The sequence below is a fragment of the Streptomyces natalensis ATCC 27448 genome, assembly GCF_000935125.1.
GTDB classification, from domain to species: Bacteria; Actinomycetota; Actinomycetes; order Streptomycetales; family Streptomycetaceae; genus Streptomyces; species Streptomyces natalensis.
The window spans coordinates 148,054-169,872 of sequence record NZ_JRKI01000010.1; the positions used below are offsets into that span (position 1 = coordinate 148,054).

At 71.9% G+C, this 21,819-nt stretch carries 20 protein-coding genes and 1 riboswitch; of the genes, 10 read left to right on the top strand and 10 right to left on the bottom strand.

All coding sequences use genetic code 11. The features are described from left to right. Positions 1 to 162: 162 nt before the first annotated feature. Together SNA_RS09065 and SNA_RS09070 are read left to right on the top strand one after the other, a co-directional pair. Positions 163 to 1,191, top strand: a complete 1,029-nt coding sequence (locus tag SNA_RS09065) for a 6-phosphofructokinase (RefSeq protein ID WP_030071666.1) — start codon at positions 163 to 165, stop codon at positions 1,189 to 1,191. Between the two features lie 153 nt (positions 1,192 to 1,344). Next, positions 1,345 to 2,361: a 2-hydroxyacid dehydrogenase gene (locus tag SNA_RS09070; protein WP_030071668.1), complete on the top strand. Its 1,017-nt coding sequence runs from the start codon at positions 1,345 to 1,347 to the stop codon at positions 2,359 to 2,361. On the opposite strand, the gene SNA_RS09075 is transcribed toward SNA_RS09070, so the two are convergent. After that, entirely contained in the window at positions 2,327 to 4,318 is a 1,992-nt protein-coding gene (locus SNA_RS09075; RefSeq protein WP_078969782.1) for an anthranilate synthase family protein, read from the bottom strand. The two genes, SNA_RS09070 and SNA_RS09075, sit on opposite strands and share 35 nt — an antisense overlap. A 305-nt stretch (positions 4,319 to 4,623) precedes the next feature. Between SNA_RS09075 and SNA_RS09080 the strand changes: the two genes are divergently transcribed. After that, a complete protein-coding gene (locus tag SNA_RS09080; protein ID WP_198535012.1) occupies positions 4,624 to 5,967 on the top strand; it encodes a class II 3-deoxy-7-phosphoheptulonate synthase in 1,344 nt (447 codons plus the stop codon). Between the two features lie 171 nt (positions 5,968 to 6,138). Then, positions 6,139 to 6,420 (top strand): (2Fe-2S)-binding protein, encoded by a 282-nt coding sequence (locus SNA_RS09085; RefSeq protein ID WP_044364248.1) that lies wholly within the window; start codon positions 6,139 to 6,141, stop codon positions 6,418 to 6,420. A 45-nt stretch (positions 6,421 to 6,465) separates the two neighbouring features. On the opposite strand, the gene bfr is transcribed toward SNA_RS09085, so the two are convergent. Further along, positions 6,466 to 6,942 carry a bacterioferritin gene (gene bfr, locus SNA_RS09090; RefSeq protein ID WP_030071678.1) on the bottom strand — a complete coding sequence of 159 codons (477 nt, stop codon included), beginning with the start codon at positions 6,940 to 6,942 and terminating at the stop codon, positions 6,466 to 6,468. 155 nt (positions 6,943 to 7,097) lie between these two features. On the opposite strand from bfr, the gene SNA_RS09095 reads away from it, so the two are divergent. Next, positions 7,098 to 7,721: a sulfite oxidase-like oxidoreductase gene (locus SNA_RS09095; RefSeq protein ID WP_030071679.1), complete on the top strand. Its 624-nt coding sequence runs from the start codon at positions 7,098 to 7,100 to the stop codon at positions 7,719 to 7,721. A gap of 14 nt (positions 7,722 to 7,735) precedes the next feature. Here SNA_RS09095 and SNA_RS09100 read toward each other — a convergent pair whose 3' ends face one another. From SNA_RS09100 to thiO, 5 genes are all read right to left on the bottom strand, one after another. Beyond that, the gene (locus SNA_RS09100) at positions 7,736 to 8,635 is read right to left on the bottom strand and encodes a deoxyribonuclease IV (protein WP_030071681.1); all 900 of its coding nucleotides are present in this window, start codon (positions 8,633 to 8,635) and stop codon (positions 7,736 to 7,738) included. Positions 8,636 to 8,703: 68 nt separating this feature from the next. Next, positions 8,704 to 10,647: a Stk1 family PASTA domain-containing Ser/Thr kinase gene (pknB, locus tag SNA_RS09105; protein ID WP_044364249.1), complete on the bottom strand. Its 1,944-nt coding sequence runs from the start codon at positions 10,645 to 10,647 to the stop codon at positions 8,704 to 8,706. A 459-nt stretch (positions 10,648 to 11,106) separates the two neighbouring features. Beyond that, positions 11,107 to 11,943, bottom strand: coding sequence for a thiazole synthase (locus SNA_RS09110; protein ID WP_044364251.1), 837 nt, complete (start codon positions 11,941 to 11,943; stop codon positions 11,107 to 11,109). Between the two features lie 9 nt (positions 11,944 to 11,952). Then, positions 11,953 to 12,177, bottom strand: a complete 225-nt coding sequence (thiS, locus tag SNA_RS09115) for a sulfur carrier protein ThiS (RefSeq protein WP_030074050.1) — start codon at positions 12,175 to 12,177, stop codon at positions 11,953 to 11,955. A 64-nt stretch (positions 12,178 to 12,241) separates the two neighbouring features. After that, on the bottom strand, positions 12,242 to 13,459 hold the full coding sequence (gene thiO / locus SNA_RS09120; protein ID WP_198535005.1) for a glycine oxidase ThiO: 1,218 nt from the start codon (positions 13,457 to 13,459) through the stop codon (positions 12,242 to 12,244). Next, positions 13,457 to 13,569: riboswitch (TPP riboswitch) on the bottom strand. Its footprint overlaps the gene before it by 3 nt. A 307-nt stretch (positions 13,570 to 13,876) precedes the next feature. Between thiO and SNA_RS09125 the strand changes: the two genes are divergently transcribed. From SNA_RS09125 to SNA_RS09145, 5 genes are all read left to right on the top strand, one after another. Continuing rightward, positions 13,877 to 15,118: an NAD(P)/FAD-dependent oxidoreductase gene (locus SNA_RS09125; RefSeq protein ID WP_030068162.1), complete on the top strand. Its 1,242-nt coding sequence runs from the start codon at positions 13,877 to 13,879 to the stop codon at positions 15,116 to 15,118. Between the two features lie 114 nt (positions 15,119 to 15,232). Beyond that, the gene (locus SNA_RS09130) at positions 15,233 to 15,598 is read left to right on the top strand and encodes an Rv2175c family DNA-binding protein (protein ID WP_030068163.1); all 366 of its coding nucleotides are present in this window, start codon (positions 15,233 to 15,235) and stop codon (positions 15,596 to 15,598) included. A gap of 83 nt (positions 15,599 to 15,681) precedes the next feature. Further along, positions 15,682 to 16,332, top strand: coding sequence for a thiamine phosphate synthase (thiE, locus tag SNA_RS09135; RefSeq protein WP_030068164.1), 651 nt, complete (start codon positions 15,682 to 15,684; stop codon positions 16,330 to 16,332). A gap of 148 nt (positions 16,333 to 16,480) precedes the next feature. Beyond that, positions 16,481 to 17,398 carry a methylenetetrahydrofolate reductase [NAD(P)H] gene (gene metF / locus SNA_RS09140; RefSeq protein ID WP_030068165.1) on the top strand — a complete coding sequence of 306 codons (918 nt, stop codon included), beginning with the start codon at positions 16,481 to 16,483 and terminating at the stop codon, positions 17,396 to 17,398. A gap of 37 nt (positions 17,399 to 17,435) precedes the next feature. Next, positions 17,436 to 18,644, top strand: a complete 1,209-nt coding sequence (locus SNA_RS09145; RefSeq protein WP_030068167.1) for a hypothetical protein — start codon at positions 17,436 to 17,438, stop codon at positions 18,642 to 18,644. A gap of 53 nt (positions 18,645 to 18,697) precedes the next feature. On the opposite strand, the gene SNA_RS09150 is transcribed toward SNA_RS09145, so the two are convergent. The 3 genes from SNA_RS09150 to SNA_RS09160 form a co-directional block, all read right to left on the bottom strand. Next, the gene (locus SNA_RS09150) at positions 18,698 to 20,203 is read right to left on the bottom strand and encodes a phytoene desaturase family protein (RefSeq protein ID WP_198535006.1); all 1,506 of its coding nucleotides are present in this window, start codon (positions 20,201 to 20,203) and stop codon (positions 18,698 to 18,700) included. A gap of 10 nt (positions 20,204 to 20,213) precedes the next feature. Further along, positions 20,214 to 20,831: a DUF4126 domain-containing protein gene (locus SNA_RS09155; RefSeq protein WP_044364255.1), complete on the bottom strand. Its 618-nt coding sequence runs from the start codon at positions 20,829 to 20,831 to the stop codon at positions 20,214 to 20,216. Positions 20,832 to 21,199: 368 nt separating this feature from the next. Beyond that, positions 21,200 to 21,814 (bottom strand): TetR/AcrR family transcriptional regulator, encoded by a 615-nt coding sequence (locus tag SNA_RS09160; protein WP_030068173.1) that lies wholly within the window; start codon positions 21,812 to 21,814, stop codon positions 21,200 to 21,202. Positions 21,815 to 21,819 lie beyond the last annotated feature (5 nt).

A 21,819-nucleotide genomic window follows, 5' to 3' on the forward strand; every position in this document is an offset into this window, starting at 1 on the left:
CTCGTACGAGTGAATGCCGTGCCGTCAACTCACCTGTACCGCCACGAAATCGACAGGTGCCCCATCCCGGAGTGACCTGGATCACCATTAGCGTGACCGCGTCTGCTCATACACGTCATGCACGGCCGTGCGCGGCCGTCGACACGGGATGTAGGTGAAGCGATGCGGGTCGGAGTACTCACCGGCGGCGGCGACTGCCCTGGTCTGAACGCGGTGATCCGGGGCGCCGTCCGTAAGGGCACCCAGGAATACGGATATGACTTCGTCGGCTTCCGGGACGGCTGGCGCGGCCCGTTGGAGGGCAACACCGTGCCGCTGGACATCACGGCGGTCCGCGGGATCCTGCCGCGCGGCGGCACCATCCTCGGCTCCTCGCGGACCAATCCGTTCACGGAGGAGGACGGCGTCCGCCGGATCAAGGACAATCTCGCCAAGTACGAGGTCGAGGCGCTGATCGCGATCGGCGGCGAGGACACCCTGGGGGTCGCCACCCGGCTGTCGGGCGAACACGACGTGCCGTGCGTCGGCGTCCCCAAGACCATCGACAACGACCTGTCGGCCACCGACTACACCTTCGGGTTCGACACCGCCGTAGGCGTCGCCACCGAGGCCATCGACCGGCTGCACACCACCGCCGAATCCCATATGCGGGTCCTGGTCGTCGAGGTGATGGGCCGGCACGCCGGCTGGATCGCCCTGCACTCCGGCCTGGCCGGCGGCGCCAATGTCATCCTCATCCCCGAGCAGCGCTTCGACATCGGCGAGGTCTGCGGCTGGATCGAATCCCGCTTCAAGGTCCGCTACGCGCCGATCGTGGTCGTCGCCGAGGGCGCGATGCCCAAGGACGGCCAGATGGTCCTCAAGGACGACTCCACCGACTCCTTCGGCCATGTCCGGCTCTCGGGCGTGGGCGAATGGCTGGCCAAGGAGATCGAGTCCCGCACGGGCAAGGAGGCCCGGACGACGGTCCTCGGGCACACCCAGCGCGGCGGTACGCCCAGTGCCTTCGACCGCTGGCTGGCCACCCGCTTCGGGCTGCACGCCATCGACGCGGTCCATGACGGCGACTTCGGGAAGATGGTCGCGCTGCGCGGCACCGACATCGTCCGCGTCCCGATTGCCGAGGCCACCGCCAAGCTGAAGACCGTCGATCCGGCGCTGTACGCGGAGGCGGGGGTCTTCTTCGGCTGAGGTCCGTCGGCCGGGGATTCTCCGGCCGACGGGGAGGGGCCGCAGGCCGGTGTTCCACCCGGCGCCGCGCGCCCATGGGCCGTATATTCGCCGTACGCGACATATACGGCCCATTGCGCGTATACGGGGCAAACCGTACCGGCGGGAGAGAACGTGGAGATCGTCGCCTTCGGGGTGCAGGCGGATGAGCGGGCGCCGCTGGAGAAGGCTTTTGAGGGCCGTCACCAGGTGCGCAGCCTGGGCGTCGTCATCAACCGCGACACCGCCCCGATCGCGCACGGCTACGAAATCGTCAGCTCCAGCGTCAACGGCGACCTCGGCGCCGACGTGCTCCAGACCCTCGCCGCCGGCGGCACCAAGATGATCACCCAGCGCTCCACCGGCTTCAACAACATCGACCTGGAGGCCGCGGCCGACCTCGGCATGACCATCGGCCGGGTCGCGGACTACTCCCCGTACGCGGTCGCGGAGTTCGCCTGGGGCCTCGCGCTGGCCGTCAACCGCCGGATCGTCCTCGCCGCCCACCGCACCCGGAACTTCGACTTCCGGCTGGACGGGCTGATGGGCCGCGATCTGCGCGGCCGTACCGTGGGCGTGCTCGGCACCGGAAGGATCGGCGAGGCGTTCACCCGGATCGCCCACGGCTTCGGCATGCACCTCCTGGGCTGGGACATCGCCGAGAACCCCAACTGCCTCGCGCTGGGCATGACGTACGCGGACAAGGAGCGGCTGTTCGCCGAGGCCGACCTGATCAGCCTGCACGTCCCGCTGGTGACGGCGACCCGTCACCTCGTCGACCGGGCCGCGCTGGCCGCGATGCGCAACGAGGCGATCCTGATCAACACCAGCCGCGGCGGCCTGGTCGACACCGCGGCCCTGGTCGGCACCCTCAAGACCGGCAAACTCGCCGGCGTCGGACTGGACGTCTACGAGGAGGAGTCCGGGATCTTCACCTTCGACAAGTCCCTCGACGTCATGGACGACGACATCCTCGCCCGCCTGATGACCTTCCCGAACGTGCTGGTCACCTCGCACCAGGCGTATTTCACCCGGGACGCGGTCGGCCAGATCATCGACGCCACGGTCGGCAACGTCGAGGACTACCTGGCCCACCGCACCAACGAGAACATGCTGGTCACACAAGGACAGCCGCGAGCAGCCGAGCGGTGATCGCGGCGCCGTCCAGGGTCAGCACCGACTCGGGGTGGAACTGCACGCCCGCGAAGCCGGGACCGCGCAGCGCATGCACGTCCCCGGTCCGCGGATCGCGGCTCAACTCGATGCGGTGCATGGCCAGTTCGGCGGCCGTGGACTCGTCGCAGCGGGCCGTGAAGGTGTTGTAGAAGCCGACCGTCTCCGTGCGCCCGAAGAAGTCGATCCGCTCCTGCGCGCCCTGGAAGGGCACCTCCTTGCGGACGATCTCCAACCCCAGCTCGCCGGCGAGGAGTTCATGGCCCAGGCACACGCCGAGCAGGCCCACCCGTCGCCCGCCACCACCCTTCGCGGGAAGCGCTCCGCGCTGCTGTGCTGAACGGTGTTCGCGCAGCAGGTCGGCGGCGAGCGCCCGCAGCGTCCGCATCTTGGGGTCGGCGGCGTCGGACGGGTTGCCGGGGCCGGGGCCCAGCACGACCGGGCCCTCATGGGCGAGCGCGGCCGTACGCAGCCCCGGCTCGTCGTAGCGGCGCACCGAAACCGTCAGCCCCGAGGTGCGCAGCAGATGCGCCAGCATCGCGGTGAAGGTGTCCTCGCCGTCGATGACCAGCGCATGGCCGCGCAGCGCGGCGATCGGTGCGGTGGTCTGCATCCGCAGCCAGAAGGGGGCCAGATCGGCGCGGCGGGCGTCCAGCGCCGCCTGGACCCGAGGGTCGTCGGCCAGCCGGGGCGGCGCGGCGTCCGCCGTGCGGCCCCCGCCCCCGCCCGCCGGAGCCTTGCGCACACCGAGCGCGGCGAGCACCCCCGCCGCCTTGGCGTGCGTCTCGGCCACCTCGCCCGCCGGATCCGAACCGCGCACCAGGGTCGCCCCGACCGGCACCCGCAGCCGCCCGGCCGCATCGATGTCGGCGGTGCGGATGAGGATGGGGGAGTCGAGGGTCTGGGCGCCGCCGGCATCGCGCCCGATGAGCGCCAGCGCGCCCGCGTAGTAGCCGCGGCCCGCGCCGTCCCGTCCGAGGGGCTCGTGGCGCTCGATGACCCGGCAGGCGTTCTGTACGGGCGACCCGGTGACCGTCGCCGCGAACATCGTCTCCTTGAGCACCTCCCGCACATCCAGCGACGACCGCCCGCGCAGCTCGTACTCGGTGTGCGCCAGATGTGCCATCTCCTTCAGCCGCGGCCCGATCACCACGCCGCCCATGTCGCCGACGGTGCACATCATCTTCAGCTCCTCGTCGACGACCATGGAGAGCTCCTCGATCTCCTTGCCGTCCGCGAGGAAGCCGAGCAGATCGTCGGCGGTCGGTCCGCCGGCCGGATAGCGGTACGTCCCGCTGATCGGATTCATCACGACCGTGCCGCCGCTCATCCGCACATGCACCTCGGGACTGGCCCCGACCAGCGTCCTCTCCCCGGTGTGCACCACGAACGTCCAGTACGCGCCGCGCTCGGCGACCAGCAGCCGCCGGAACAGGGCGAGCGCATCGGCCCGGCCGAAGTCCTGGATCGCGCCCTCGAAGGTCCGCCGGATGACGAAGTTCGCGCCCTCGCCGCTGCCGATCTCCTCCCGGACCACCCGCCCGACGATCTCGGCGTACTCCTCGTCGGACACATCGAAGGCCCCGTCCGCCACCCGCACCTCATGCGCCGGGAGCTGTGCCAGGGCCTCGGCGAGCGGCACCTCGCAGCGTTCCTCGGGAGTCAGTGCCAGCAGCGGGGTGCCGTCGTCCCGGACGTCGAAACCGCGCTCCCTGATCTGCCGGAACGGCACCAGGGCCAGGCCCTCGGGAAGGTCGGCGAGCCGGTCGTAGGAGGCGACCGGGCCGGTCAGGACCTCCACCGTGTCCTGATCCCGGCCGGGGGTACGGCGGCGCAGCAAAGCAAAAGGAGTCTGCTCGTAGAGCAGTCGGCCGAGGGCGGTGGCGGGCGACGGGCGGGCGGGGCGGTCGTCGGCGAGCAGCTCGGTCAGATGCATGGTCCTCGTCCTTCTCACTCATGGGAGGGGGGAGGGACGGCCTGCCGTACATACGCCGAAGGCCGCCCCTGGGGCGGCCTTCGCGGAGTCTGTGGTGTGCGCGCGAATCAGTGGGCCGCCGGAGAAGCGGTCCACCACCAGGTCATGTTCATGGCTGTCGGCGCGTGCATGGGGGGCACCCTACCCGACGGCGCCGCCGATGCCGGGTCGGCGGCTTCGTTGCGGTGGTGTGTCCACGGGCCGTCTCACACTCCGGTCGACGTGCTGGACCCCCGTCGGGACCCCGTAATGTGGTGTTCGTGACCGTGAACGCTGAAACCCACGCCGGTGGCAACACCTGGCGAGACCTGCCCGCGGCGCAGCAGCCTGACTGGCCGGACCAAGAGGCTCTGCGCGATGTGATCGCGGAGCTCGAGTCCTATCCGCCGCTCGTCTTCGCGGGCGAGTGCGACCAGTTGCGTGAGCGCCTGGGAGCGGTCGCCCGTGGTGAGGCGTTCCTGCTTCAGGGCGGCGACTGCGCGGAGGCCTTCGACGCCGTCTCCGCCGAGCACATCCGCAACAAGCTCAAGACGCTCCTCCAGATGGGCGCCGTCCTCACCTACGCCGGGTCCGTCCCGGTGGTCAAGGTCGGCCGGATCGCCGGCCAGTACAGCAAGCCGCGCTCCAAGCCCACCGAGACCCGCGACGGCGTGACGCTGCCGACCTACCGCGGCGACTCCGTCAACGGCTTCGAGTTCACCGAGGCGGCCCGGATCCCGGACCCGCAGCGGCTCAAGCGGATGTACAACGCCTCCGCCGCGACCCTCAACCTGGTGCGCGCCTTCACCACCGGCGGCTACGCCGACCTGCGGCAGGTGCACGCCTGGAACCAGGACTTCGTGAAGTCCTCGCCCTCCGGTCAGCGCTACGAGGCGCTGGCCCGCGAGATCGACCGCGCGATGAACTTCATGAACGCCTGCGGGGTGGACCCGGAGGAGTTCCGTACCGTCGAGTTCTACGCCTCCCACGAGGCGCTGGTCCTGGACTACGAGTCGGCGCTGACCCGCGTGGACTCGCGCACCGGCAACCTCTACGACGTCTCGGGCCACATGGTCTGGATCGGCGAGCGCACCCGGCAGCTGGACGGCGCGCACATCGAGTTCGCCTCCCGCATCCGCAACCCGATCGGGGTCAAGCTCGGCCCGACCAGCACGGTGGAGGACGCGCTCACCCTCATCGAGCGCCTCGACCCCGAGCGCGAGCCGGGCCGGCTGACCTTCATCACCCGCATGGGGGCGGACAAGGTCCGCGACAAGCTCCCCCAGCTGGTCGAGAAGGTCACCGCCTCCGGCGCCCAGGTGGCGTGGATCTGCGACCCGATGCACGGCAACACCTTCGAGGCGGCGTCCGGCCACAAGACCCGGCGCTTCGACGACGTGCTGGACGAGGTCAAGGGCTTCTTCGAGGTCCACAAGGGTCTCGGCACGCACCCGGGCGGTATCCACGTCGAGCTGACCGGTGACGATGTCACCGAGTGCGTGGGCGGCGGCGACGAGATCTTCGTCGACGATCTGCACCAGCGCTACGAGACCGCCTGCGACCCGCGGCTCAACCGCAGCCAGTCGCTGGACCTGGCGTTCCTGGTGGCGGAGATGTACCGCGACCAGTAGGGCCCGGCCGTATACGCCGATGGGGCGCGGATCCTGTGATCCGCGCCCCATCGGCGTATCCGCGCATTGTCGCCGTCCCGCGGGCCAGGTAAGGTAAGGGTTACCTCACTCAAGATCGCGGGCCCGACGGGACCGCCGTGAGCCGGGGCATCCCTACGGAGGTGAAACCGCGTGTACGTCTGCTCATGCTTCGGGATCACCGAGCAGCAGGTCCGCGAACACGCGGGCACGGGCGCCTGCACGCCCCGCCAGATCGCCTCCGCCTGCAAGGCCGGCACCGACTGCGGCAACTGTGTACGCCGTATCCAGCAGCTGCTCGGCCGTGGCGCATGCCCGCGCCGTGAGCTCATCGACAGCGGCAGCCCCGAGCCCCTGGGCACCACGGCCGCGCCTGCGCCGCCGGTCGCGGAGGTGGCCGCAGTGGTGCCCGTGGCGCTCCAGGAGGCCGCGTAGCCCCGCCGGTGAGCCCGGCCCGTACGGCCGGCCCGGACCGTACGGTCAGCTCGGCTGCTCGATCAGCTGGGCGATGTAGAGCGCCTCGCCGAGTTTCTCCACCAGCTCCAGCTGGGTGTCGAGATAGTCGATGTGGTGCTCCTCGTCCGCGAGGATGTCCTCGAAGATATTCGCCGAGGTGATGTCGCCCTTGGTGCGCATGATCTCGATTCCGCGCTTGAGCCGGTCGATCGCCTCGACCTCGATCTGCCGGTCCGCCTCGAACATCTCGGTCACGGTCTGGCCCACGCGCACATGGAACAGCCGCTGATAGTTCGGCAGCCCTTCGAGGAAGAGAATGCGGTCCGTCAGGACCTCCGCATGCTTCATTTCGTCGAAGGACTCGCTGCGCGTGTACTTCGCAAGCTTCGGCCAGCCGAAGTTCTCCTGCATCTTGGCGTGCAGGAAGTACTGATTGATCGCGGTCAGTTCGGCAGTCAGCTGCTCGTTGAGGAATTCGATGACCTCGGGGTCGCCCTGCATGGCTGCGGGCTCCTTCCGCGCGGGAACTGGGCAGGTGCCGCGCATCCTCGCACCGCGCGGAGCGCACAGTCCAGTAAGTTCACGCTTAGTACGAGTTGCCCGAATCCTTCCCTCCCTGGTCATCGGCACCCCTCACGGTCTGACACCATGGAGGCATGGGTCAGCCGCACAGCCGCGAAGAGGGGCATCCACAGCTGCCTCCGGGGCAGCGTCTGCAGCGGGGCTGGCCGGTGACGCATTACGGTCCGGTCCCCAAGTTCCGCCCCGAACGCTGGGAGTTCCGCGCCTTCGGCGCCACCAAGGACGGCGGAAAGCACTGCTGGACGCATGAGGAATTCACGGCCCTGCCGTATGCCACGGTCGTCGCGGATATGCACTGTGTCACGAAATTCAGCATGCTGGGCGCCGAATGGGGCGGGGTCCGCACCCAAACGATCCTGGACCTCGCGCCGCCCGCGCCGGACGTCACGCATGTGATGGTGTGGGCCGAGTACGGGTTCAGTTCGAATCTGCGGCTGGACGATTTCGCCGCCGAGAACTGCATCTTCGCCACCCACCGCTCCGGCGAACTGCTCACCGCCGAACACGGTTTTCCGGTCCGGCTGATCGTGCCCCAGCTCTATGCCTGGAAGGGCCCCAAATGGGTCCGTGGCATCGAATACATGACGGCCGACCGCCGCGGATTCTGGGAAGAACGCGGCTATCACAATCTCGGCGACCCCTGGCGCGAACAGCGCTACTCGTACCAGGAGGAACCGGGGGAGGGCCCGGAGCTCTGAGCCCCGGGCACCCCTCACGCGGCGCCCGGCGCCCGCAGCTCCTTCAGGCGCGCCACATCCGCCGCATGCCCCTCCTTGCCGCCCGGCGTCTCGATGACCAGCGGCACGCCGTCCGTCGCCGGATGGCGGAACAGCTCGGCGAACGGGTCCGCGCCGATGTGACCGGCGCCGATGTTGGCGTGGCGGTCCTTGTGCGCGCCCACCACGTCCTTGGAGTCGTTGGCGTGGATCAGCTTCAGCCGCCCCTCGCCGGTGACCTCCACCAGCTCGTCCAGCAGCGCCTTCATCCCGCCCGGCGCCGCCATGTCGTGACCGGCCGCGAAGGCGTGGCAGGTGTCCAGACAGACCCCGAGCCGGGCGTGGCGGTCAAGGACGTCGAAGTACGGGCCCAGATCCTCGGCCAGCGAGCACAGCGAGGCGCCCTGCCCGGCCGTGGGCTCCAGCAGCAGCCACGGGTCGTCGTCGTGCGTCAGCTCGTCCAGCAGCGGCCGCATCCGCTCCCGTACCTGCGCCAGCGCCTCGGCGCGCGGCCGTCCGCCGGTCGCCGAGCCGGTGTGCACCACCACCCCGAGCGCACCGATCTCCCGCCCGCGCCGCAGCGAGTGCCGCAGCGACGCCACCGACTTCTCGACGGTCGCCTCGTTGTGCGACCCGAAGTTGATCAGATACGGGGCATGGACGTAGACCGGGATGTCCTCCTGCGCACAGGCCGCCCGGAAGACCTCGTCCTGGGCCGGGGTGCCGGGCGGGGTCGCCCAGCCGCGCGGATTGGCCACGAAGACCTGCACGGTCTCGGCGCCCATCTCACGGGCGTAGGGAAGGCCGGTCCTCGCCAGGCCGCCGGCCACCGGCACATGGCCGCCGACCGGATTACGTGCGCGGGCGCGCTGCCCGTCGTGCTCGGCTGTACTCACGCTCCCAGGGTGCCAGGTGCGCCGCGGCGGCCGTCCCCCGGGACGGCCGCCGGACACCTGCACGGCACCTACAGGGCGCCCTTGAGCCTGATGGTGATCGTGCTGCCCTTGGGAGCCTGCTGATCACCCTCGACGGACTGGCTTTCGACCACGTCCTGCGGGAAGAGCCACGGCTTCTTCACCTCGACCTGGAACCCGGCATCCGTCAGCGCCTTCTTGGCGTCCGCCGTGTTCTGGCCGGTGACGTCCGGGACGGTGACCATCTGCGGGCCCTTGGAGAGCGTGAGGGTGACCGTGTCGCCCTTGCCGAGCGGGGTGGCCGCGCCCGGTGACTGCTGGGCGACGGTGCCCTTGTCCTCCTCGGAGAACACCGGCTGGTCGGCGAACTCGACCTTGAAGCCCTCCCCGCGCAGCGAATCCACCGCATCGGCGCGGTCGTCGCCGACCACATCCGGTACGGAGATCTCCGAACCCCGGCTGACGGTCAGCGCCACCGCCGTGTCCGGATGCCGCTTGGTGCCCCCGGCCGGGTCCGTACGGATCACCGACCCCTTGGCGACGTCATCGTTGAACTCGCGCCGCACGGTGGACGGTTTCAGCCCCAGATCGCGCAGCCGGCGCTTGGCGTCGGCCACCGGGGTGCCCGACAGATCCGGAACGGTCACGATGTCCGGGCCGCGCGAGACGGTGATCGTGACCGTGCCCGTACCGCGGATCCGCTTGCCCGGTCCCGGATCGGTCTTCATCACATGGCCGCGCGCCACATTCGCGCTGAAACCGCGCTCCACCTTCACGCCCAGACCGTCGTCGCGCAGCGTCTTGACGGCCTTGGCCTGCGGCATGTCCAGGACGGCGGGGACGGTGGTGAACTGGCCGGCGCTGACGTACCACACGCCGGTGCCCACGCCGAGGACCAGCAGGACCGCCGCGACGACGGCGAGGAGCTTGTGCCGCTGCACCAGCCCGCCGCGCGGCGCCGCCGCGGCGGGCGCCGGGCGCAGCCGGGTGGTCTGCTCCGCGGGCGGGACCTCCAGGAGGCTGGTGCGGTTCAGCTCCGCCTCGTCCGGCAGCGGCGCGGCGCCGATCCGCGGCAGGACGTCCGTGCGCTCGGTGTCGCCGGCGGGCACCGCGTGGGCCTGCGGCGGCACCACGTCCAGCTGCTCGTCGGTCAGCGCGCTGCGGACCGCGCGGGCCTGCGACAGCAGCGCCACCGCGTCGTACGGGCGCCGCTGCGGGTCGCGGGCGGTGGCGCCCACGACGAGATCGTCCAGCTCCGGCGCCAGCCCCGGTACGAAGGCGGACGGCGGCGGAACGTCCTCGTGCAGATGCTGGTAGAGGATCTGCGCCGCGGTGCCGCCGGTGTGCGGTTTGCCGCCGGTGAGCATCTCGTAGAGCACCACACCGCAGGCGTAGACATCGACCCGGGCGTCGGCGGTGCCGTGCTCCATCTGCTCGGGCGCGAGATAGGAGACGGTGCCCAGAACGGAGCCGGTCGAGGCGGTGGTGTTGGTGTCCACCGCGCGCACCAGCCCGAAGTCGGCGACCTTGACCCGGCCGTCGTCGCCTATCAGGACGTTCTCCGGCTTCATGTCCCGGTGGACCAGCCCGGCGCGGTGCGCGGCCCCCAGGGCGGCGAGCATCGGCTCGAGGATGTCCAGGGCGGCCCGCGGCTGGAGGGCGCCCCGCTCGCGCAGCACATCGCGCAGGGTGCACCCGGCGACGTACTCCATCGCCAGATAGACGTACGTACCGTCGGTGCCCTGGTCGAAGACGCCCACCACATTGGGGTGCGACAGCCGCGCGACCGACTTCGCCTCCCGGATGAAGCGGTCCACGAACGCCGCGTCGGTGGCGAGGCTCGGGTGCATCACCTTCAGCGCGAGCACGCGGTCGAGCCGGGTGTCCAAGGCCCGGTAGACCGTCGCCATGCCGCCTGCGGCGATGCGCGCCTGGATGCGGTAGCGGCCGTCGAGCAGCTGGCCCTCTAGCGGGTCCTGAAGGGTCGTATCCACCCGCCCGAGTTTAGGCCCCACGTTTTTGTCTGCGGCGCCGCGGATCTTCTCGCCGTTGCGCCCGTCCGCTGCGCTTTGCCTGGGCCGACGGTTGTGGCTCTCCCGCCGTTGCTCCCCCAGCTAACGCTGGGAGGTACCCCCAGCGGCGGGCGTAGGTGTTTCGGGTGCGGTGCCACGCCTCCGGACTTCGTCCTGCGGCCCGGCCCCTCCCCGTTGTGGGTGGGAGTAAATCCGTGGGGGACCTGTGGGCGGTTGGGTGCCGCTCGTCGCGACATACGACGCTCGCCCCCACTGGCCTCTTACCCCCCACCCATGGGAGGGGCCGCGCCGCAGGACGAAGTCCGGAGGCGTGGCACCGCACCCGAAACACCTACGCCCGCCGCTGGGGGTACCTCCCAGCGTTAGCTGGGGGAGCAACGGCGACAAACCCCCACGGCGGGACGGCCGACAACGTGGGGCCTAAAACGCTGGGCGTTCGGGGTCAAGCGCCGCCACGCCGTCCTCCGGCGAAGAGGCCAGGGCGAAGTGCCGCCGGGGAATCCGCCCCGCGCGGTACGCCAGGCGACCGGCCACAACGGCATGCCGCATGGCCGCGGCCATGCGGCCCGGTTCCTGGGCCCGGGTGACCGCCGAGGCCAGCATGACGGCCGCACACCCCAGCTCCATGGCCAGCGCCGCGTCGGAGGCGGTGCCCGCGCCCGCGTCCAGGATGACCGGGACGCCCGCCCGCTCGGTGATCAGCTGGAAGTTGTGCGGATTGCGGATGCCCAGCCCGGAGCCGATCGGCGAACCCAGCGGCATGATCGCCGCGCAGCCCGCGTCCTCCAGCTTGCGGGCCAGTACCGGGTCGTCGTTCGTATAGGGCAGCACCGTGAAACCGTCGTCCACCAGGGTCTCGGCGGCGTCCAGCAGCTCGATCGGGTCCGGCAGCAGGGTGCGCTCGTCGGCGACGACCTCCAGCTTGACCCAGTCGGTGCCCAGCGCCTCCCGGGCCAGCCGGGCGGTGAGCACCGCCTCGCCCGCGGTGAAGCAGCCCGCCGTATTGGGCAGCACCCGGATCTTGTGCCGCTCCAGTACGGAGAGCACCGAGCCCTGCACGGTCGGGTCCAGCCGCCGCATGGCGACCGTGGTCAGCTGCGTACCGGAGGCGAGCAGCGCACGCTCCATGACGTCGAGGCTGGGGGCGCCGCCGGTCCCCATGATCAGACGGGACTCGAAGGTGGTGCCGGCGATGGTGAGGAGGTCGTCCGCCGGGTGGGCGGCCGGTGCCGGGGACGTGGTGAGGTCGGAGGCCATCTGCGCGGATCAGCCTCCCTGGACCGCGGTGAGCACCTCGACGCGGTCGCCGTCGCCGAGCGGGGTGGCGGACCACCGGGTGCGCGGCACCACGGTCTCGTTGACCGCGGCGGCCACGCCGGAGGGCGCCCGGGTGAGGGTGGCGACGAGACGGTCCAGGGTCAGGTCGCCGGGGATCTGCCGGGCCTCGCCGTTGACGGACACCGAGACGGTCGGGCCACTGGGGGCGCTCATGCCGAAACCTCGCTTCGCTCGGCCCCGCATTCGCGAGGCGCGCACCTCCTGATGGCTCGCTCGCTCATACGGGCTGCTCCTCTGGGACGCGGGCGCGCTCGGCCCGTGGGGCGGGGAAGCGCGCGGGGGAGAACGGGCGGGCCTCTTCGGGCAGGCTCCCGGTGGCCAGCAGCTCGGCCATCGCCTCGCCGGTGACCGGGGTCAGCAGGACGCCGTTGCGGAAGTGCCCGGTGGCCAGGTGGAGGCCGGGTAGCGCGGTCGGGCCGAGCAGCGGCGCATTGTCGGGCGAGGTGGGCCGCAGCCCGGCGCAGGTCTCCACGAGCGGCAGCTCGGTCAGGCCCGGGACCAGCTCGTGCGCGTCCCGCAGCAGCTCGTAGACGCCGCCCGCGGTGACGGTGGTGTCGAAGCCCAGTTCCTCGCTGGTGGCGCCCAGCACCAGCTCGCCGCTCTCGCGGGGCACCAGGTAGAGCGGATTGCCGCGGACGACGGCCCGTACGGTGCGCGAGAGGAACGGGGGGCTCCCGGCCGGCGGCACCGGCAGCCGCAGCCGCAGCACCTGGCCCTTGACGGGCCGCACCGGCGGCAGCACCTCCGGGGGGACCCCGGCCAGCCGTCCGCTCCAGCTGCCCGCGGCCAGCACGGTCTGACCGGCCGCCAGGCGGGCGCCGCCGGCGAGTTCGGCGCCGGTGGCCCGTCCGCCCTCGACCGTCAGCCGCACCGCCTGCTCCCGGTGGAAGACCACCCCGGCCCGCTCACAGGCGATCAGCAACGCGCTCGCCAGGAGGCGCGGATCGACCTGATGGTCGCCGTCGACCCGGAGCCCGCCGCGTACCCCGGGGGCCAGCATCGGCTCCAGCCGGCGGCACTCGCGCCCCGTCAGCCACTGCGAGTCCAGCCCGGAGCGGGTCTGGAGGGCATGCAGGTCGCGCAGAAAAGCGCGGTCGTCGGCGTCCAGTGCCACGGCCAGGGTGCCGCAGGGCCGGTAGCCGATCCGCTGCCCGCTGGCCTCCTCCAGTTCGGCGGCGAACTGCGGATAGCGCCGCGCGGAGGCGAGATTGAGGCCGAGCAGGGTTTGCTCGCCGTAGTGCAGCTCGGTCACGGCGGCCAGCATTCCGGCCGCCACCCGGGCGGCCCCGCCACCGGGCGCCGGATCGGCCACCACGGTGTGCAGCCCCCGGCCGGCCGCCCGCCAGGCGGTGACCAGCCCGATGATGCCGCCTCCGATGACGAGCACATCGGGGTGCCCGGCTGCTGGTCGCGATGATGTCGCGGATGGATGCATGGGCGTCCAGCCCCTCCCTTCGCCGGCATGACCCGGATCAGGTTCGTACGGTCGGAGGCCGGCCAGCCTCCCTCTCAGCCCGGTGCGTCCGGGCTCCCGCGAGTGCGTGTACCCGTCACCCTAGTACGGGCCCGCAACACGCCGTAAGGGAGCGCCCCGGGGCCGCCCGCCCGCGTCACCGTCCGTGACGCTGTGTCAGAGATCTCGCTGCGGGCTGCTCCCGGCTGCCTTCCCGTCGTCCCCCGCCGTCCTAGAGTGAGTGGGTGAACGAGCGAAGCGAGCGAGCCATCAGGAGGTGCGCGCCTCGCGAATGCGGGGCCGAGCGGAGCGAGGTTTCGCCATGAACGAGCGAAGCGAGCGAACCATCAGGAGGTGCGCGCCTCGCGAATGCGGGGCCGAGCGGAGCGAGGTTTCGGCATGAGCGAGCAGCGGACGTCCTTGCAGGCCCCTGACCACACACGCCGCGTGCTGATCGCCGGCGCGGGCATCGCCGGGGTGCAGACCGCGGTCGCCCTGCGCGAACAGGGCTGGCGCGGCGCGATCACCCTGCTCGGCGACGAGCCCCACCAGCCCTACGACCGCCCCCCGCTGTCCAAGGCCCTGCTGCTCGGCAAGGCCGACGGCGCTGCCTTCGACGTCGACTTCGCGGGCCTGGGCATCGATCTGCACCTCAGCCGCCCGGTATCCGCGCTGCGCCCCGGCGACCACGAGGCCGACACCGCAGAGGGCCCGGTCCCGTACGACTACGCGGTGATCGCCACCGGGGCCGAACCGGTGCTGCTGCCCGGCAGCGAGGGCATGCCCGGCGTCCATCTGCTGCGCACCCTGGACGACGCCGAGCGGCTGCGTCCGGTGCTCGCCGCGCAGCGCCGCATCGTGGTGGTCGGGGCGGGCTGGATCGGCGCGGAGTTCGCCACCGCGGCGCGCGAGGCGGGCTGCGCGGTCACCGTGGTCGAGGCCGCCGAGCGCCCGCTGGCCGGGGCGCTGCCCGCCGAGGTCGCCGCCCATATGACCTCCTGGTACGCGGATGCCGGCGCCGAACTGCGCACCGGCACCGGCGTCGCCGCCGTGGAACCGGGCGCGGTCGTCCTCGCCGACGGCACCGTCCTGCCCGCCGACGCCGTGGTCGTCGGCATCGGCGCCCGCCCCGCGACCGGCTGGCTGGCCGGCTCCGGCGTCGCCCTCTCGCATGAGAACGGCTCCGTACTGGCCGACGAGCAGCTGCGCGCCTCCGTCCCCGACGTCTACGCGGTCGGCGACTGCGCCTCCTTCCCCTCCGCCCGTTACGGCCGCCGGCTGCTGATCCACCACTGGGACAACGCCCTCCAGGGGCCCCGTACGGTCGGTGAGAACATCGCCCGTGGGGCGGCGGAGGGCGTGGTCTACGACCCGGTCCCGTATTTCTGGTCCGAGCAGTTCGGGCGGTTCGTCCAGTACGCGGGCCATCACCAGGCCGCCGACGAGATGATCTGGCGCGGCGACCCGGCGGGCGCCTCCTGGTCGGTGCTGTGGCTGCACGAGGGACGGATGGTCGCGCTGCTGGCCGTCGGCCGGCCCAGGGATCTGGCCCAGGGCCGCAAGCTCATCGAGAAGGGCGCCGCCCTCGACCGCGACCGGGCCGCGGACGCCGCGCTGCCCCTGAAGTCCGCGGTCCTCTAGGGCGCGGTCCTCCAGCCAGGACGCGCCAACGGATGTCACCCTCCGGTGTGCCCCGCAGACCCTGATGGCGAGGCCCGGCTACCGACTGTCAGTGCGAGGTGGCAGGCTTGTCCTGTGACCGAGATTGACGCAAACATCGATGGACTCGTCCCCGCCTGGCTCACCCTCCCCGACATCGCCGAAAACATCGGCGTCGAGGTGACGCGCGTGCGGCAGCTGGTCAAGGAGGGCCAGCTGATCGCGGTGCGCCGCGGCGAGAACCGGGTGCTCCAGGTGCCCGCCGACTTCATCAAGGACGGCAAGGTCGTCAAGGGACTCGTCGGCACCCTGACCCTGCTGCGCGACGACGGCTTCGCCGACGACGAAATGCTTGAGTGGCTCTTCACCCCCGATGAGACCCTGCCCGGGACCCCGGCGCAGGCGCTGCGCGAGAATCGCGGCACGGAGGTCAAGCGCCGCGCCCAGGCGCTCGCCGTCTGACGCCGCACCCTGATCCGTAACCGCACCGGGGCGTGCGGACCGAGCCCGGTCCGTACGCCCCCGACCTGGGGGGAAGACGCCCGATGACCACCGCACGACAGGCCCTCGCCGACGCCCGGCTCTATCTGTGCACGGACGCCCGCACCCGCCAGGGCGATCTGCCGCAGTTCCTGGACGCGGTGCTCTCCTCGGGCGTGGACATCGTCCAGCTGCGCGACAAGGGCATGGAGGCCGGCGAGGAGCTGCGCCATCTGGAGGTCTTCGCGGACGCCTGCCGGCGGCACGGCAAGCTCCTGTCCGTGAACGACCGCGCGGATGTCGCCCACGCCATCGGCAGCGAGGTGCTCCACCTGGGACAGGGCGATCTCCCCGTCCCGGCCGCCCGCGCGCTCCTCGGCCCCGACGTCCTCATAGGCCGCTCCACCCACGCCGAGGCCGAGGTGGACGCGGCGCTGACCGAGCCGGGGGTGGACTACTTCTGCACCGGCCCCTGCTGGCCGACCCCCACCAAGCCCGGCCGTCACGCTCCCGGCCTCGGCCTGGTCCGTTACGCCGCCGCCCGCGCCCCCGAGCGCCCCTGGTTCGCCATCGGCGGTATCGACGCCGGCAATCTCGACGAGGTCCTGGAGGCCGGCGCCCGCCGGGTCGTGGTCGTCCGGGCCCTGACCGAGGCCGACGACCCCGCCGCGGCCGCCGCGGATCTGGCGAAGCGGATCCGCTCCCGGGACGTCTAGCCGGGGAGCCCGGTGTGCCGTCCGGCGAAAGGCGGATGCGCCGCCGCAGTGACGGTTTCCGGACGTTCCGTGGCCGGGAAAATGTCCAGCCCGTGGACAAAAAGCGCCACTGGTTGGTATGTGCCGAGGCTCTGGTTAACCTGCCGGTATGGCCCTAGGTACAGCTTCCACCAGGACTGATCGGGCGCACACCGTGCGCGAACTGCTCGCTTCCGGCAAGCAGTCCTATTCGTTCGAGTTCGCCGCCCCGAAGACCGAGAAGGGCGAGCGGACCCTGTGGAACGCCATTCGCCGGATCGAGGCCGTCTCCCCGACCTTTGTCTCCGTGACGTACGGCGCCGGCGGCACCTCCCGTGAGGGCACGGTCCGCGCCACCGAACGCATCGCCACCGACACCACCCTGACCCCGGTCGCCCACCTCACCGCCGTCAACCACTCCCTGGCCGACCTGCGCAACATCATCGGCCAGTACGCCGACGCCGGTATCCGCAACATGCTCGCGCTGCGCGGCGATCCGCCCGGCGACCCGATGGGCGAGTGGATCAAGCACCCGGAGGGCGTCGGATACGCCGCCGAGCTCGTCCAGCTGATCAAGGAGTCCGGCGACTTCTGCGTGGGCGTCGCCGCCTTCCCCGAGATGCACCCCCGCTCGACGGACTGGGACGCCGACGTCCGGCACTTCGTCGACAAATGCCGGGCCGGCGCCGACTTCGCCATCACCCAGATGTTCTTCTACGCCGAGGACTACTTCCGGCTGCGCGACCGGGTCGCCGCGGCGGGTTGCAGCACGCCGATCATCCCCGAGATCATGCCGGTGACCAACGTCCGCCAGATCGAGCGTTTCGCCCAGCTCAGCAACGCCGCTTTCCCGCCCGAGCTCGCGGACCGCATCATGGCGGTCAAGGACGATCCGGCGGCGGTACGCTCCATTGGAATCGAGTACGCCACGGAATTGTGTGCGAGCTTGATGGCCGAGGACATTCCGGGGCTGCACTTCATTACCCTGAACCACTCCACGGCGACCCTGGAGATCTACGAGAATCTGGGGCTGCACCAGCGGTCCTGAGCAACGGTGGCCGGACAGCGGCGGAAGAGGGGCGTATATGGGATGGACGATCCTCTACATCGCGTTCGGCCTGGTCGCCGTCTGGCTCCTGGCCGAGGTCCTGCTCCAGAACAAGGCGCGGCTGCGCTGGCGGCTGCTGGCTTTCGTGGGATTTCTCGGTGTGGTCGTCGGCGTCCTGCTGCCCCAGGTGATCGTCATCGGAGTGGGCGTGGCCGCCTTCGCCGTCGGTCAGACCAATGTCACGCTCTCCTTCCGGCGCGGTTTCACCACCGGCTGGGCGCTGCGAACCAAACCGGCCGAGAAGGGGCGCCGCCGGGCCCGCTCCGGCGGCGCGCCCGCCGTCGAACCGGCCCTCCAGGTCTCCGATCTGGAGGCGGGGCCGGTCACCGACGACCCGGCCCGCGACGAGGACGACGAGAATGTCTTCGCGGGTGCGCATGCCTTCCAGGGCCAGGACGGCTACGCCGCTCAGAGCGGGTACGCGGGCCAGGACGCGGTCTACGGCGCGCAGGGCTCCTACGGCGAGAGCCCCTACGACCCGTCCGGGTCCTATGAGGCGGCGGGGTCGTACGGGGGCCAGGAGGCGTACGCGTACGGAGGCCAGGGGCCGTACGGGAACGAGAGCGGCTATGGCGCCTCCGCCGAGGGCACGTACGCCGGCCAGAACTCCGCCTCCGACGCGACGGTGTACGCCCCCCAGCCGATGCCCGACGAGACCGGGCAGTACGGCATATACAGCCCGGACGCCCGCGCCGGGCAGCCGCAGCCCGGCTACTCCGACTACCCCGGCTACGACCCGTACGGCACCGCCCCGGGCGCGGCCCCGGGCGCCGTGGACGGCGACGCCAACGGCTATGGCTACGGCGGCGGTTACGGCCAGGGCGCGCCGGGTCAGAACGCCTACGCGGACGCCTACGCCGACCCGTACGCGGGGTACGGCGACGGCACGGACCAGGGGCCGGTGGCCGCCTACTCCGACCCGTACATCGGCGCCCAGCAGTACGGCGCGCCCTACGACCCGTACGCACAGCCCGACCCGTACGCGCAGCCCGATCCCTACGGCCAGGCGCCCTACACCGCCGGGCAGTACGACGGCGTGGGCCAGAACCCGGGCGAGGGCTACTCCCAGACACCGCCGGGCGGGTCCTGGGTGCCGCAGCAGCGCGACGGTGAACTCCCGCCCGAGCAGCAGCCGTACCCGCCCTATCAGCAGCAGGGCTACGACGAGCAGCACTACCGCTACTGACGCGCCATCCGGGACGGGCCCCGGCCGCGGGCCGCGCTCTCAGGCGGAGCCGCTCAGGTGGAGCCGCTCCAGTCGTCCCCGTTGACGATCAGACCCGCCACGATCGCGCCGGACATCCCGGCGTGTGCCGGACCGCCGCCCGGATGCGCGCGGCCACCGACCGCGTACAGGCCCGGTATCCGGGTGCGGTTGCCGGGCCGCAGACAGCGGCCGCCTTGGCCCGCGAGCGCCGGCGCGGGCAGCCACTCGTCGTCCGCGGGCGGCAGGACCTCCCGCCATCGCACCCGCTCGCGCAGGCCCGGGACGGCGGCCTCGGCAGCCTCGGTCATCCGGTCCGCGGCCGCCTCGACGGCCGCGGCGTCCGCGCCGCAGGGGACCGGCACCGCCGCCGACAGCGTCACCGCCTCGTGTCCGTCGTCGGGCCGGGACGTGGGGTCGTCGGGGCGCAGCACCGTGACCGTCGGCCGCTCGGGAAGCCCCCGCACGCCGCCGTCCCCGAACACGGCGGCCAGCTCCGCGGCACGGTCGGCCGGATGCACGACCGTCCGGTGCACCGCCTGCGCGGGCCGCGCCCCGCGCAGCGCCAGGCAGACCGTCAGCCGCCCCGCGGCACGCCCCCCGGACAGGGCCTGGGGCCGTACGTCGTCCGCTCCGTAGGGATCGCTCCCCTTCAGCAACGCCGGGAGCCGCGCCGGGTCGATGCCCGCGACCACGGACTCCGCCTCCGCCACCCGGCCGTCAGCCAGCTCGACGCCCGACGCCCGGCCCTCGCGCGCCACGATGCCGGTCACTTCCGCACCGAAGGCGAACTCCACCCTGCGCTCCCGGCAGCGCTCGTACACCGCCTCGGCCAGCGCCCGCATCCCGCCGCGCGGATACCAGCTGCCGAAGGTCTGCTCCATGTACGGCAGCACCGCCGCGCTCGCCGGGGCGGTGCGCGGGTCGAGGCCGTAGGCCAGCGCATGGCTCTCCAGCAGGGCGATCAGCCGGGGGTCGGCCAGCTCGCGGCGGGCGATCCCGTCGAGGGTGGCGGTCGTGGGGCCCTTGCCGCGCCCGAACAGCCCCCGCCTGCGCACCGCCGGATACGGATCGCGGCCCAGCACCCGCCGGTCCCGCCACAGCGGCTCCTCCAGGAGCGGGCGGCGGGTGGCGTCCCAGGCGTCCCGGGCGCGGTTGATCAAGGCGCTCCAGCGCTCGCCGGCGCCCTCGCCCAGCGCCTCGTCCAGGGCCGCGAGCACCCCGGCGCGCGAGGCGTTCGGCAGCGAGACGGCGGTGCCGTCGGCGAAGACATGGCGGCTCGCCGGATCGACCTGGGCCAGCGCGATACGGCTCTCCAGCGGCTCCTTGCCGGTCTTGAGGAACAGATCGCGGTAGACGGCCGGCAGATGCAGCAGACCGGGCCCGGTGTCGAAGCCGAAGCCGTCCCGCTCGAAGCGCCCGAGCGCGCCGCCGTACGTCGCCCCGCGCTCGTACACCGCCACCTGGTGACCCGCAACGGCCAGCCGGGCAGCGGCCGCCATCGCGCCCATCCCGGCGCCGATCACCGCAATCCGTGCCATGTCCGTGACCTTATCCGGCGCCACTGACAACGCCCGCGGCCAGGCGTTTCTTCTCCTCCCGCCGCTCGCGGCGGCGGCGCAGGAAGCGGCGGATCCGCGACCACAGGAAGATCACCGTCGCGATGCCGCCGATCAGCAGCACCGCCGCGATCCCCGCCGCGATCACCGGGTGGAAGAGGGCGAAGGCGATGAGGCCGGCGACGCCGAGGTCCTCGGCCAGGCTCAGCAGGATGTTGCTCGCGGGCTCCGGCGAGGTGTTGACCGCGATCCGCATGCCCGCCTTGACCAGATGGCTCAGCAGCGCCGTGGAGCCGCCCACCGCGCCCGCCGCCAGCTGGGGCAGCGATCCGTCGTGCCCGGCCAGCAGCGCCGCCACGACGCCGCCCGCGACGGGCCGGATCACCGTGTGGACGGCGTCCCAGACCGAGTCCACGTAGGGGACCTTGTCGGCGACCGCCTCGCACACGAAGAGGACCGCGGCGATGATCAGGACGTCGGGGCGCTCCAGCGCGGCGGGCACCTCGTGGGTGACGCCGGTGGCGCCCAGCAGACCGAGCAGCAGGACCACGGCATAGGCGTTGATCCCGCTCGCCCAGCCGCTGGTGAAGACCAGAGGGAGTACGGACACGCAGGAGATCGTAGACGGGCGGCGCGCCGTACCGGGCGGCCAGGGGGGGCGCAGGGCACGGGTGCTCACGGGTGAGTATCCGTACTCAGGCGGCGAGATGAGTAGGTACGCGGATGGGCCGGGGGCCGCCGGGAAGGAAGAGTGGGCACCACGGAAGGGACGCGGCGCCGCACCGCCGACACGGGGCGGCGGAACGGCGCGGCTCCCGGCCGTGACGGGGGAGCACGGGGGAAGTACGGGGGAAGTACGGGGGAGCACGGGGGAAGCGCTGTCCTGGTCGGATCGATGGGGGAACGATCCGCGCCAGGGCAGCGCGTTTTTTGTGTGCGGGGCCTTGGCCACCGGGGGGGGCGGCCCGGCCCCCGGACCTATTCCTGGCGGCCGGTCACCCTCCCTTGCAGCAGCCGCGACAGCGCCGCGTGCACCTCGTCCAGCGACCGGTCCGGCTGGTAGGACTGCCAGTCCAGGGCGGCCACCAGGACCATCCCGAACAGCGCCGAGGCGGTCAGCGGGACGTCGATCTCCTCGCTCAGCTCACCGGCCAACACCGCCTCGCGCAGCACACCCTCCACCACGGTGATGGCCCGCCCCCGCACCACCATCAAGGTGGACTGCCAGGCGCGGTTGGTACGCCACAGTTCGGCGACGTAGAGCTGGGTGAGCGCCGGGTAGGCGGCGATGAACTCCAGTCCGGCCCGGATCATCGCGTCCAGCGCGTCGATCCGGGTGCCGCCGCGGCCGGTCACCTCGTCGGCCGCGTCCTGCAAGGAGGCCGCCAGCAGCTCGATGCCGTGCCGCAGCAGCTCCTCGAAGAGGACGTTCTTGCTCGCGAAGTTGTAGTAGACCGTGCCCTTCGCGACGCCGGCCCGTTCGGCGATCTCGTCCACCGTGGTGGAGGAGAAGCCCTGTTCGGCGATGAGGGTGACCGCGGCCTCGAAGAGCTTGCGCCTGGTGGCGTCGCGGCGAGAAGTGGAGCTGTCCATGGGGG